Genomic DNA, 12,527 nt, shown 5'->3' with positions numbered 1-12,527 from the left:
GATTCCCGTGTGAAAGTAGGTCATCGCCAGGCTCTCCCATGCAACGCCCCAGCTCCACCCGAGCTGGGGCGTTTGTCTTTGCTGCACCAAACCTCGTACGCGAGATACCCAACAAAAAAGCCACCGGTGAAGGTGGCTTTTTGCGTCTCGGGGTACCGAGTTTGTCAGGCGCGCGCTAAGAATTTTTCGACCAGCCGAACCCAGTACGTCGCCCCCAACGGCAGCAGCTCGTCGTTAAAGTCGTAGCTGGGGTTGTGCAGCATGCACGGACCCAGACCGTGACCTTGCTCGCGGTGATCGCCATCACCATTGCCGATGAAGGCGAAACAGCCGGGCTTCTCGATCAGCATGAACGAGAAATCCTCCGCGCCCATGGTCGGGTCGATGTTGGCGTCAACGTTATCGGCCCCGACCAGCTCGCGCATGACTTCTGCGGCAAACTGCGTCTCCACTTCCGTGTTGACGGTGGGCGGGTAGTTGCGGTGGAAGACAAAATCCACCGTGCAGTCATAGGCCGCGGCGATGGCCCTGGAGACCTCCTCCATGCGCCGCTCGATCAGGTCGAGGACCTCGGTGGAGAAGGTCCGCACCGTTCCGCCGATCCACGCCTCATTCGGGATGATGTTGGTGGCGTCGCCGGCGTGGAACTGGGTGACGGACAGGACCGCCGTGTCGATCGGGCGCTTGTTGCGCGTGATGATGCCCTGCAACGCCGACACGACCTGCGCACCGACGAACACCGGATCATTGCCGTTGTGCGGTAACGCCGCGTGTGCGCCTTTGCCCTTGATGGTGATGCGGAACTCGTTGCTCGATGCCATCAGCGCCCCGGGGCGTGTGCCGAATGCACCCACCGGAACGCCCGGCCAGTTGTGCAGGCCGAATACCGCATCGCACGGGAAGCGCGCGAACAGGCCATCCTTGATCATCTCGCGTGCGCCGCCGCCGCCTTCTTCGGCCGGCTGGAAGATCAGGTGGACCGTGCCGCTGAAGTTGCGGTGCTTGGCCAGGTAATGCGCCGCGCCGAGCAGCATGGCCGTATGGCCGTCATGGCCGCACGCGTGCATCTTGCCGTCGTGCTGGGAGCGATGCTCGAACTGGTTGGCCTCGGCCAGCGGCAGGGCGTCCATATCGGCGCGCAGGCCGATGCGCTTGCCTTCGCCATTGCGGATGATGCCCACCAGCCCGGTCTTGCCCAGGCCGCGATGGACTTCGATGCCCCATTCGGTGAGCTTGGCGGCGACCAGGTCGGAGGTACGCTGTTCTTCGAAGCAGAGTTCGGGGTGGGCGTGAATGTCCCGTCGGAGGGCTTGGATCTCTTGCTGGGCAGCTTGGATTTCTGGAATCAGCTTCATGGGACGCGCTCGTGTTCTGGCTGAAAGTTCGCAATCACGTTCGATGATACGCCGAAGGGCGTTTCCCGGCCCGCTGCAGACCACCCGGGCCGGCATACCTGCCGCGTCTGCATTCGTTCTTTGCATGGAACGCTTCCTGCTTTTTATCCCCGCCCGCTTTGTCTGGGCGCTGTTTTCCGGCGCGCACTGTACGGGTATGCACCAATTTGTGGCGCCGCACATTGCCGACGGCATGGGCGCGTCGCTATAGTCGGCGCGAGCGCTCTGCAGAGGCGCGCCGCGTCGTCAGCGAAGTCGATCCATCGATCTTTTCTTGGGGAGAAATGCCGTGACCATGATTCGGACCTTGCGGCGTGTGGCCGCTGCGCTGTGTGTGGCGGGATGCATGATGGCGGGCACCAGCCCGCTGGCGATGGCCGCCGACCTGAAGCTCGGCATGAGCTCGCCGCCGACCTCGATGGACCCGCACTTCTACAACCTGTTCTCGAACATCAACGTGTCGGAGCACATGTTCGAGTGCCTGGTGAAGATGGACGCGGACAGCCACATCATCCCGGGCCTGGCCGAGTCATGGAAGATGGTCAACAACCTCACCTGGGAATTCAAGCTGCGCCCCGGCGTGAAGTTCCACGACGGCAGCGAACTGACGGCCGAGGACGTGGCCTGGTCGCTCGATCGACCGGCGACGATCCTCAACAGCCCCGGCAAGTTCGACACGTACACCAAGGCGATCATCAACAAGAAGATCATCGACAAATACACGATCCAGCTGACCACGTCGCAGCCGTATCCGCTGATGCTGCCGGATCTGACCTCGGTCTTTATCGTGCAGAAGAAAGCGACGCAGGGGCTGTCGAGCGATGACTTCGCGCAGGGCAAGGGCATGATCGGCACGGGCCCATTCAAGTTCGTCAGCTATGCGCGTGACGATCGGGTCGAGCTGGTGCGCAACGACCAGTACTGGGGCCCGAAACCGGCGTGGGAACACGTGACGCTGCGCTTCATCCCGAACGGGGCGACGCGTATCGCCGCGCTGCTGTCGGGCGATGTGCAGGCCATCGAAAACGTGCCGACGCCGGACTTGGCGCGCGTGCGCGGCGATGCGTCGCTGAACTTCTTCTCGAAGATCTCGCATCGCGTCATTTATCTGTATACGGATGACAAGCGCGACCAATCGCCGTACGTGACCAGCAAGGACGGCAAGCCGCTCGACAAGAACCCGCTCAAGGACCCGCGCGTGCGCCGCGCGATGAGCATGGCGATCAACCGCCAGGGCATCAAGGACCGCATCATGGAAGGGCTGTCCGAGCCGACCAACAACCTGGTGTCGTCGCAACTGTTCGGCCACAACCCGAACCTGAAGACGCTCAAGTATGACCCGGACGCCGCGAAGAAATTGCTGGCCGAGGCGGGCTATCCGGACGGCTTCGGCATTACGCTGCATACGCCCAACAATCGCTATGTGAACGACGAGAAGATCGCGCAGACCATCGCGCAGAACCTCACACGCATCGGCATCGTGACCCGCGTGGAAGGCATGCCGATGGCGACGTTCTCCGCCAAGAGCATCCGCCATGAGTATTCGTTCGGGCTGGTGGGCTGGGGTGCGCAGACGGGTGAGGTCAGCTCGCCGCTGCGCGCGCTGGTGGCGTGCGAGGACTCCAAGAAGGGCTTCGGCACGGTCAACTGGGGCCAGTACTGCAACCCGAAGATGGACGCGGTGCTGGAGCGCGCGCTGTACACCATGGACGACAAGGAGCGCTCCAAGCTGCTGCAGGAGGCGACGGCGATCGTGGTGGACGACGGCGGCATCATCCCGGTCCACTTCCAGGTGACGACGTGGGCGGCGCGCAAGGGCATCACGTATATTCCGCGTACCGACGAGCGCACCTACGCGCACGGCTTCAAACCGCAATAACCCTCTCCCCACACGAGCGAGCTTCTGATGCTGGTCTTCCTGATACGACGGTTGCTGGAATCCGTCGCGGTGCTGCTGGTGATGTCGATCCTGGTGTTCCTGGGCGTGTACGCCATCGGCAACCCGGTCGACATCCTCATCAACCCGCAGGCAGACCAGCAGGACATCGCACGCACGATTGCCGCGCTGGGGCTCGACAAGCCGCTGTGGGAGCAATACCTGTACTTCCTGAACGGGGCGCTGCACGGCAACCTGGGCACGTCGTTCGCGCACGGCACGCCCGCGCTAAAGCTGATCTTCGAGCGCATGCCAGCGACGTTCGAGCTGGCAGTCTTTGCGATCCTGCTGGCCATCGTGCTGGGCATCCCGCTCGGCCTGTGGGCGGGGCTGCGGCCGAACGGCGTGGCCAACCGCACCATCATGACGATCTCGATCCTCGGTTTTTCATTGCCGACCTTCTGGGTCGGGCTGATGCTGATCATGGTGTTTGCGGTGCAGCTTGGCTGGCTGCCGTCCAATGGGCGCGGCGAGACGCGCTTGCTGCTCGGCGTGCCGGTCAGCTTCCTGACGCTCGACGGCCTCCGCCACCTGATCCTGCCGGGCGTGACGCTGTCGCTGCTGAACATCGCCATGGTGATCCGCCTTACGCGCGCCGGCACGCAGGAAGCGATGCTGCAGGACTACGTGAAGTTCGCGCGCGCCAAGGGCCTGTCGAACACGCGCATCGTCGGCGTGCACGTGCTCAAGAACATCCTGATCCCGATCGTGACGGTGGTGGGGCTGCAGTTCGGCTCGGTCATCGCGTTCTCGATCGTGACCGAATCGATCTACGCGTGGCCGGGCATGGGCAAGCTCATCATCGACTCCATCCAGTTGCTCGACCGCCCGGTGATCGTTGCCTACCTGCTGGTGATCGTGACGCTGTTCATCCTCATCAACCTGGTGGTCGACCTCGTCTACGGCGTGCTCGACCCACGCGTGCGCCTGTCCGAGAGCCGGGGCTGACATGACGACATCTACTGCTAACCCCGCCAAGCCGATGGCCGAAGAAACGCCGCTGCGCCGCTTCGTGCGCCAGTTCTGCGCGAGCCGCATTGCACTCATCGGCGTGATCGTGCTGGCCATCATCATCATCGTGGCGATTGCCGCGCCGTGGATCGCGCCGCAGAACCCATACGACCTGTCCAAGCTGGACGTGCTGGATTCGCGCCTCGCCCCCGGCGAAAAAGCCGGCGACGGCATGACCTTCCTGCTCGGCTCGGACGACCAGGGCCGTGACATCCTCTCCGCCATCCTGTACGGCCTGCGCATCAGCGTGGGCGTGGGGGCGGTGAGCACGGTGATCGCGCTGGCGCTGGGCACGGTGCTCGGGCTGATTGCCGGTTTCGCGGGCGGGCGCATCGAGTCGCTCATCATGCGCATTGCTGACCTGCAGCTCTCGTTTCCGCCGATCCTGTTGGCGCTGATCCTGCTCGCGCTGCTCAAGCCCGGCATCACGAACATCGTGATCGCACTGGTGGCTGTGCAGTGGGCTTACTACGCGCGCACCACGCGCAGCGCCGCGCTGGTCGAGCGCCGGCGCGAGTACATCGAGGCCGCGCAGGTGCTGGGCCTGCCGCCGTCGCGCATCATGTTCCGCCACCTCCTGCCGAACTGCCTGCCGCCGCTGATCGTGATTGCCGCGCTGCAGGTGGCCTCGGCCATCACGCTGGAGGCCACGCTGTCGTTCCTGGGCCTGGGCGTGCCGATCACCGAGCCGTCGCTGGGCCTGCTGATCGCCAACGGCTTCCAGTACATGCTGTCGGGCAAATACTGGATCAGCTTCTTCCCGGGGCTGGCGCTGCTGGTGACCATCGTGTCGATGAACCTCGTCACCGACCAGCTTCGCGACGTGCTCAATCCGCGCCTGCAAACGCTATGACGACGACAGCATCCAACAAGCCGACGCTAACAGTCGTTGGCCTGCAGACGCAGTTCACCACGCGCGGCGGCATTGCACGCGCGGTGGACGATGTGTCCTTCACCGTCGGCCGCGGCGAGATCATGGGCCTGGTCGGCGAATCCGGCTCGGGCAAGTCGATGACCGGCTATTCGATCATGGGCCTGATCGATCCGCCCGGGCAGGTGGTCGGCGGGCGCATCGAACTGACCGGCCGCGACGGCATCACGCACGACCTGCGCGCGCTGTCGTCCCGGCAGATGCGCGACATGCGCGGCAACCGCATCGCCATGATCTTCCAGGACCCGATGATGACGCTGAACCCGGTCCTGCGCGTCGACACGCAGATGATCGAGGCCGTGCGGGCCCACCAGCGCGTCAGCCATGACCAGGCGCGCGATATGGCACGGGCGGCGCTGGCCAAGGTCGGCATCCCATCGCCGGACGAGCGGCTGACCGCGTATCCGCACCAGTTCTCGGGCGGCATGCGCCAGCGCGTCGCCATCGCCATTGCGCTGCTGAACAAGCCCGACCTGATCATCGCCGACGAGCCGACCACTGCTCTGGACGTGACCATCCAGGGCCAGATCCTGGCCGAGGTGCAGGCGCTGTGCCGCGAGAGCGGGACCGCGCTGATCTGGATCACGCACGACCTCTCCGTGGTCGCAGGCCTGGCCGACAGCGTGTGCGTGATGTACGCCGGCCGCATCGTCGAACAAGGCAGCGTGCAGCAGGTGCTGGAGGCGCCGCGCCATCCGTATACGTTCGGGCTGATCGCCTCGGCGCCGTCGCGCAACCCGCGCGGGGCGCCGCTGCGGCAGATTCCCGGCATGACGCCGTCGCTGCTGGCGCTGCCCGGCGGCTGCGCCTTCCGCGAGCGCTGCGCCTTCGCCACCGAGGTCTGCAAGCAGACGCCCACGCTCGACGTGCTCGACGACGGCCGCGCGCTACGCTGCTTCCACCCCGTGATCAGTCAACCAACCCCAGGCCCCGAGGAGACCGCCGCATGAACGCGATGCATCCCGAACACGATGCCGCTGCGGCCGCCGACGTATCGTCTCCAGCGCCGCTGGTGCCGATCCTGTCGCTGCAGGGTATGTCCAAGCGCTTTGTGAAAGGGCTGGACATCTCCTCGCACATCGCCAACTGGTTCGGCGCCGGGCTGACGGACGAGGTGGTGCACGCGGTCGATCATGTCGATCTGGACATCGCCACCGGCGAGGTCGTCGGCCTGGTCGGCGAATCGGGCTGTGGCAAGTCCACGCTCGGCCGCCTGGCCGTGGGCCTGCACAAGCCCACCACCGGCACGCGGCTGTGGAAGGGCGTCGACCTGGACCGCCTGCCGCCCGAGCGCCGCCGAGAGAAGCAGCTCGCCATCCAGATGATCTTCCAGGACCCGTACGCGTCGCTGAACCCGCGCATGCGCGTGCAGGACATCGTCGGCGAGGCGCCGGTGGTGCACGGCATGGTCGATGCCGCAGCGCAGCGCGACTACGTGGCCGACATGCTCACGCGCGTGGGTCTGGACCCGAGCGTGATCCGGCGCTTCCCACACCAGTTCTCGGGCGGGCAACGGGCGCGCATCGGCATCGCGCGGGCGCTGGCGGTCAAGCCGGAATTCCTCGTCTGCGATGAATCGGTGGCGGCGCTGGACGTGTCGATCCAGGCGCAGGTGCTGAACCTCTTCATCCGCCTGCGTGAGCAGCTGAACCTGACGTACCTGTTCATCAGTCATGACCTGGGCGTGGTCAAGCACGTCAGCGACCGGGTCGTCATCATGTACCTGGGCCGGGTGGTGGAATCCGCCCCCACCGAGGCGATCTTCGCGTCGCCCAACCACCCCTACACGCAGGCATTGCTGGCCGAAGCGCCTAAACTGGAGGTTCGCAAGAAGACCTACGTGGCGATCTCGGGCGAGATTCCGTCGCCGCTGCATCCGCCCACCGGCTGCCATTTCCACCCGCGCTGCCCGCATGCGATGCCGCGCTGCAAGACCGAGCAACCGGTGCTCAAAGAGATTGCCCCGCTGCGGTTTTCAGCCTGCCACCTGAACGACCAGCCCTAGCACCATGCCCGCCGACGCCACTTCTGCTGCGCTGCAACCGTCCCACGAAGTTCTGGAACTGATCCGTACGCTGGTGGCGTTCGACACCGTCAGCCGCAACTCCAACCTCGGCCTGATCGAATGGGTGCGCGACCGGCTGCGCGCGCAGGGCGCCGACTGCCGCCTCACCTACGACGCCACCGGCGGCAAGGCCAACCTGTTCGCCACGCTGTCGCCGGGGCGCAAGCCGGGCCTGGTGCTGTCGGGGCACACCGACGTGGTGCCCGTGGACGGCCAGCCGTGGGACACCGATCCGTTCGATGCGCAGATCCGCGACGGCCGCCTCTACGGCCGCGGCACCGCCGACATGAAGAGCTTCATTGCCGTGGCGCTGGCCCACGTGCCCGACTTCATGGCCGCCGAGGGCGATGCCAGCTTCCACCTGTCGCTGTCCTACGACGAAGAGATCGGCTGCGTGGGCGTGCGCGGTCTGCTGCGCGATCTCGAGGCCCACGGCATCCAGCCTGCCGGCTGCATCGTCGGCGAGCCCACCTCGATGCGCGCCATCATCGCCCACAAGGGCAAGCGCGAATACCGCTGCTGCGTACGCGGCAAGGAGGCGCATTCCGCGCTGACGCCGCAGGGCGTGAACGCCATCGAGTTCGCCGCGCTGCTGATCGCGCATATCCGCACGCTCGCCGCGCGCATGGCCGAGGAAGAAGCGCGCGACACGGCCTTCGTGGTGCCGCACACCACGCTCAACACCGGCACCATCAAGGGCGGCATCGCCACCAACGTGGTGCCGCGCGATTGCGAGTTCACCTTCGATTTCCGCTATCTGCCGGGAACCGATCCCGACTGGCTCTTCAGCGAGGTCGAGCGCTACGCGCACGACACGCTGCTGCCGCAGATGCGCAAGATTGCCGGCGATGCCGACATCAGCTTCGCCATCAAGGCCAACACGCCGGGCCTGGCGATCGCGCCGTCGCACGAGCTGGTGGCATTGGCGCAGGCGCTGGCCGACAGCCGTGGTGCGGTGCCGGGCAAGGTCGATTACGGCACCGAGGCGGGGCTCTTCTCGCGCGCGGGCATCCCGACGGTTGTCTGCGGCCCCGGCAATATCGAACAGGCGCACAAGCCCAACGAATACATCGCGCTGTCGCAGATCGCCCAGTGCGAGGCGTTCATGCGGCGGCTGGCGCAGCGGCAGTTGCAGCTGGCATAAGCACAAAAGAAAACCGGGCGCTTGGCCCGGTTTCTTGTTGGCGATGATGATGCGCGTTCAGCGGATCACCTGGCCGCTCGAGTTGATGATCGTCATCTCGACGAACTTCGAGCCGATGTGGCTCGCAGGCGAGTAGTTGATGGTGAAGCCGCCCAGGTCGTAGCTGCCCATCGACTCCAGCGCGCCGATGAACTTCTCGCGCGTGAGATCGCGGCCGGCGCGCTTGAGGCCTTCCACGAACACGCGCGCGGCCACGTAGCCTTCCATGCTGCCGTAGTTGAAATCGGTGATGCCATCGGCCTTGAGCAGCTTCTGGTACTCGCGCACCAGCGGCGACGACGCACTGCGCGGATACGGCATCACCTGCGAGATGACCGCGCCGCCGCCGGCCGTGCCCAACTCGTCGGCCAGCGCCTTGGTGCCGACGAACGACACGTTGTAGAACTGGCCGCCGTAGCCCTGCGCCTGCGCACCCTTCACCAGGGCCGCCACGGTCTGGTAGGCGCTGATGACGACGATGGCATCGGGCTTCTGCGCCAGCACGGTGCCAAGCGCACCCTGCACATCGGAGGTGTTGCGCGCCACCGTGGCCTGCGCGGCCAACGTCACGCCCTGGCCCGCCGGCGAGGCGAGCGCGCGCTGCACACCGTCCAGGCCGGACTTGCCGTAGGCGTCATCGTTGTAGATCACGGCGATGCGCTTCAGGCCCGTGGTGTGGATCTGCTTGACGATGACCGCCGTCTCGTCGTTGTAGCTGGCGCGCACATGGAAGATGTTGCGGGCGAACGGCTCGCGCAATGCCATGGCACCCGAGTAGGGCGCGAAGAACGGCACGCCCGCCGGGCTCGCGAGCTTCAGCGCTGCCAGGCTGGTCGGCGTGCCGACGTAGCCGAACAGGGCGAACACCTTGGTGTCGTCGAGCAGTGTCTTGGTGTTGCGCGCGGCCGCGTCGGGCTCGTAGAAATCGTCGAGCACCTTCAGCTCGATCTTGCGGCCGTTGATGCCGCCTGCCGCGTTGACAGCGTTGAAGTACAGCTTGGCGCCCAGGTTCATCTGCTGGCCGAGCTGCGCGGCCGGGCCGCTCATCGGCGCCGATTGGCCGACGAAGATGGTGTCGGCGGTCACGCCGGTCTCGGCGTGTGCGGCGGCCAGCCCGAGGCCGAGCACGCATGCGAACAGGCGGGCTAGCTTGCCCGTCAATGAAAGAGCCATGGATTCTCCCCCCAGAGAAAGTCGTTGCCCGGCGTGCTCCCCAGCCGCCGGCGCAGCCCGCGCAGCACCGGGGCGCGGGCGACCGGCCATCATAATCGAATACAATCGTGACAAAAAGGCGGGTTGCGGGTGACGCGCATGTCGAACGTTTGCATGCAACAACTGTGCGCGCTGTACTGCACCCGCGTACGATGCCCCTCGCGGAGCCCCCGATGTCCACCCAAGTCATCCGTGCCGCCTGCCCGCACGACTGTCCCGATACCTGCGCCTTGCTCGTCACCGTCGAAGACGGCCGCGCCATTCGTGTGCAGGGCGACCCCGATCACCCGACCACGCAGGGCGTGCTCTGCACCAAGGTCAATCGTTACGCCGAGCGCACCTACCACCCGAACCGCCTGCTCACGCCGATGAAGCGCATCGGCGCCAAGGGCGAGGGCAAGTTCGCGCCCATCACCTGGGACGAAGCGCTCGACACCATCGCCACGCGCCTGGGCGAGATCGCACAGCGCAACCCGGAAGGAATACTCCCCTACAGCTACGCCGGTACCATGGGCCTGGTGCAGGGCGAGAGCATGGCTGCGCGCTTCTTCCACAAGCTGGGCGCGTCGCTGCTCGATCGCACCATCTGCGCGTCGGCCGGGGCGACGGCGCTGCGCTACACGTATGGTGCCAGCCTCGGCATGGACATCGAGCATGTGCAGGACGCCAAGCTGATCCTGATCTGGGGCGCCAACCCGATCGCCTCGAACCTGCATTTCTGGACGCGCGCGCAGGAGGCCAAGCGGCGCGGTGCCACGCTGGTGGCCATCGACCCGTACCGCTCGCTGACGGCCGAGAAGTGCCACCGCCACCTGGCCGTACGCCCCGGCACCGATGCGGCGCTGGCGCTGGCGATGATCCACGTGCTGATCCGCGACGATTTGCTCGACCACGACTACATCGCCAACCACACGCTGGGCTTCGACGCGCTGCGCGAGCGAGCGCGGCAATACACGCCGGACTATGCCGCCACCCTCTGCGGCATCGACGCGGCTGATATCGAATGGCTCGCCACGCTGTATGGCACGACCGTCGTGCGCGACAAGCAGCCAGCAGCCATTCGCCTGAACTACGGCATGCAGCGTGCCCACGGCGGCGGGCAGGGTGTGCGCGCGGCGGCGTGCCTGCCGTCGCTGGTGGGGGCATGGCGCACGCCAGCCAGCGGCTTGCAGCTTTCCACCTCGGGCTTCTTCCCGGTCGACACGGCCACGCTGCAGCGGCCCGACCTGCTGCCAGGCTGGCCCAAGCTGCCGCGCACTATCAACATGAGCACCATCGGTGATGCGCTGCTGCATGGAGGCGATGCGTCGTTCGGCCCGAAGGTCGAGGCGGTGGTCGTCTACAACAGCAACCCGGTGGCGGTGGCGCCGGACTCGCGCAAGGTGGCCGCCGGCTTCGCGCGCGAAGACCTCTTCACCGTGGTGCTGGAACACTTCCAGACCGACACCGCCGACTACGCCGACATCGTGCTGCCCGCGACCACGCAGCTCGAGCATGTGGACGTGCACAAGGCCTACGGCCACACCTACGTGCTCGCCAACAACGCCGCCATCGCGCCGATGGGCCAGTCGTTGCCGAACACCGAGATCTTCCGTCGCCTGGCGCAGCGCATGGGGTTTGCCGACGCCTGCTTTGCCGATTCGGACGACGCCATCGCCGCGCAGGCCATTCGCCGCGATGACCCGGCCGCCGCGCATATCGACTGGGCCACGCTCAAGCGCGAAGGCTGGCAGAAGCTTGCGCACCCGGCCGCGCCGCTGGCGCGCGGCGGCTATCGCACGCCGTCCGGCCGCTGCGAGTTCTATTCCGAACAGATGGCGAAAGACGGCCTCGACCCGCTGCCCGGCTACGTGCCGCCGCATGAATCGGCCAACAGCACGCCGGAGCTGGCCCAGCGCTACCCGTTGTCGATGATCTCGCCGCCGGCACGCAACTTCCTGAACTCCACCTTCGTCAACGTCGACAGCCTGCGCAACACCGAGGGCGAGCCGCACCTCGACATCCACCCCGACGACGCCCGCGCGCGCGGCGTGACCGACGGCGAGCTGGTCCGCATCTTCAACGACCGCGGCGTGATGCAGGCGCGCGCCCGCGTGACCGACCGTGCCCGGTGCGGCGTGGTGGTCGGCCTGTCGATCTGGTGGAAGAAGCTCGCGCCCGACGGCACCAACGCCAACGAGCTGACCAGCCAGCGCCTGACCGACATGGGCCGCGCGCCCACCTTCTACGACTGCCTGGTGGAGGTCGCGCCGCTCGCTGAGGTGGCACAACCCGCCGCCTGAATGCGATGACCATCGCCCGCGCACTGCTGCTGTCACTCTCGCTGGCCGGTGCGGCGTTGCTCACCGGCTGCGACACGGTGGGCTATTACTACCAGTCCGTCACCGGGCACCTGTCGCTGATGGCGCAGCGCCAGCCGATCGACGACGCCATCGCCAGCGCCCGCGACGCGCACAACGACAAGCTCGCCACGCGCCTGGAAGACGCCAAGCGCATCCGCGCCTATGCCTCGCGCGAGCTGGGGCTGCCCGACAACGGCAGCTACCGCGTCTATGCCAACCTGAAGCGCTCGTTCGCCGTGTGGAACGTGTTTGCCGCGCCCGAGCTGTCGGTCAAGCTCAAGGAGTGGTGCTTCCTGGTGGTCGGCTGCGTGACCTATCGAGGCTACTACGACCGCAGCGCCGCCATGGCCTACGCGGAGACCTTGCGCGCACAAGGCCTGGACGTGGATGTCGCCGGGATTCCTGCGTATTCCACACTGGGTTATTTCGACGACCCGCTGCTCAACACCTTCG

The 12,527-nt window shown here is 66.3% G+C and carries 11 protein-coding genes; 9 read left to right on the top strand and 2 right to left on the bottom strand.

Going from position 1 to position 12,527, the window contains the following annotated elements:
* Positions 1–164 precede the first annotated feature (164 nt).
* Positions 165–1,355: a M20 aminoacylase family protein gene (locus QZ609_RS18485; RefSeq protein WP_295497835.1), complete on the bottom strand. Its 1,191-nt coding sequence runs from the start codon at positions 1,353–1,355 to the stop codon at positions 165–167.
* A gap of 124 nt (positions 1,356–1,479) precedes the next feature.
* On the opposite strand from QZ609_RS18485, the gene QZ609_RS18480 reads away from it, so the two are divergent.
* The 7 genes from QZ609_RS18480 (at position 1,480) to argE (ending at position 8,481) form a co-directional block, all read left to right on the top strand.
* Positions 1,480–1,605, top strand: a complete 126-nt coding sequence (locus QZ609_RS18480; RefSeq protein ID WP_295497833.1) for a hypothetical protein — start codon at positions 1,480–1,482, stop codon at positions 1,603–1,605.
* A 135-nt stretch (positions 1,606–1,740) separates the two neighbouring features.
* Positions 1,741–3,273, top strand: coding sequence for an ABC transporter substrate-binding protein (locus QZ609_RS18475; RefSeq protein ID WP_365901888.1), 1,533 nt, complete (start codon positions 1,741–1,743; stop codon positions 3,271–3,273).
* 27 nt (positions 3,274–3,300) lie between these two features.
* On the top strand, positions 3,301–4,278 hold the full coding sequence (locus QZ609_RS18470; RefSeq protein WP_295497831.1) for an ABC transporter permease: 978 nt from the start codon (positions 3,301–3,303) through the stop codon (positions 4,276–4,278).
* A 1-nt stretch (position 4,279) separates the two neighbouring features.
* Positions 4,280–5,194, top strand: a complete 915-nt coding sequence (locus QZ609_RS18465) for an ABC transporter permease (RefSeq protein WP_295497829.1) — start codon at positions 4,280–4,282, stop codon at positions 5,192–5,194.
* Entirely contained in the window at positions 5,191–6,222 is a 1,032-nt protein-coding gene (locus tag QZ609_RS18460) for an ABC transporter ATP-binding protein (RefSeq protein ID WP_295497828.1), read from the top strand. The genes QZ609_RS18465 and QZ609_RS18460 overlap by 4 nt, the downstream gene beginning before the upstream one ends.
* Positions 6,219–7,277 (top strand): ABC transporter ATP-binding protein, encoded by a 1,059-nt coding sequence (locus QZ609_RS18455; RefSeq protein ID WP_295497826.1) that lies wholly within the window; start codon positions 6,219–6,221, stop codon positions 7,275–7,277. The genes QZ609_RS18460 and QZ609_RS18455 overlap by 4 nt, the downstream gene beginning before the upstream one ends.
* 4 nt (positions 7,278–7,281) lie before the next feature.
* Positions 7,282–8,481, top strand: a complete 1,200-nt coding sequence (gene argE, locus QZ609_RS18450; RefSeq protein WP_295497824.1) for an acetylornithine deacetylase — start codon at positions 7,282–7,284, stop codon at positions 8,479–8,481.
* 57 nt (positions 8,482–8,538) lie between these two features.
* Here the strand turns inward: argE and QZ609_RS18445 are convergent, their stop codons facing one another.
* The gene (locus QZ609_RS18445; protein WP_295497822.1) at positions 8,539–9,693 is read right to left on the bottom strand and encodes an ABC transporter substrate-binding protein; all 1,155 of its coding nucleotides are present in this window, start codon (positions 9,691–9,693) and stop codon (positions 8,539–8,541) included.
* Between the two features lie 212 nt (positions 9,694–9,905).
* Here QZ609_RS18445 and QZ609_RS18440 point away from each other — a divergent pair, with 212 nt between their 5' ends.
* Positions 9,906–12,014 carry a molybdopterin oxidoreductase family protein gene (locus QZ609_RS18440; protein WP_295497820.1) on the top strand — a complete coding sequence of 703 codons (2,109 nt, stop codon included), beginning with the start codon at positions 9,906–9,908 and terminating at the stop codon, positions 12,012–12,014.
* Positions 12,015–12,019: 5 nt separating this feature from the next.
* On the top strand, positions 12,020–12,527 hold a 508-nt coding region (locus QZ609_RS18435), incomplete at its 3' end, for an aminopeptidase (protein ID WP_295497818.1).

The organism is uncultured Ralstonia sp. (assembly GCA_913056305.1).
Lineage (GTDB): Bacteria > Pseudomonadota > Gammaproteobacteria > Burkholderiales > Burkholderiaceae > Ralstonia.
Note: the sequence above shows the minus strand (reverse complement) of the source record. Positions and strands in the feature narration are given on the sequence as shown.

Coding starts and splice junctions, on each gene's coding strand:
- QZ609_RS18485 (WP_295497835.1), bottom strand. CDS start 1,355: ATGAAGCTGATTCCAGAAATCCAAGCTGCCCAGCAAGAGATCCAAGCC.
- QZ609_RS18480 (WP_295497833.1), top strand. CDS start 1,480: ATGGAACGCTTCCTGCTTTTTATCCCCGCCCGCTTTGTCTGGGCGCTG.
- QZ609_RS18475 (WP_365901888.1), top strand. CDS start 1,741: ATGATGGCGGGCACCAGCCCGCTGGCGATGGCCGCCGACCTGAAGCTC.
- QZ609_RS18470 (WP_295497831.1), top strand. CDS start 3,301: ATGCTGGTCTTCCTGATACGACGGTTGCTGGAATCCGTCGCGGTGCTG.
- QZ609_RS18465 (WP_295497829.1), top strand. CDS start 4,280: ATGACGACATCTACTGCTAACCCCGCCAAGCCGATGGCCGAAGAAACG.
- QZ609_RS18460 (WP_295497828.1), top strand. CDS start 5,191: ATGACGACGACAGCATCCAACAAGCCGACGCTAACAGTCGTTGGCCTG.
- QZ609_RS18455 (WP_295497826.1), top strand. CDS start 6,219: ATGAACGCGATGCATCCCGAACACGATGCCGCTGCGGCCGCCGACGTA.
- argE (WP_295497824.1), top strand. CDS start 7,282: ATGCCCGCCGACGCCACTTCTGCTGCGCTGCAACCGTCCCACGAAGTT.
- QZ609_RS18445 (WP_295497822.1), bottom strand. CDS start 9,693: ATGGCTCTTTCATTGACGGGCAAGCTAGCCCGCCTGTTCGCATGCGTG.
- QZ609_RS18440 (WP_295497820.1), top strand. CDS start 9,906: ATGTCCACCCAAGTCATCCGTGCCGCCTGCCCGCACGACTGTCCCGAT.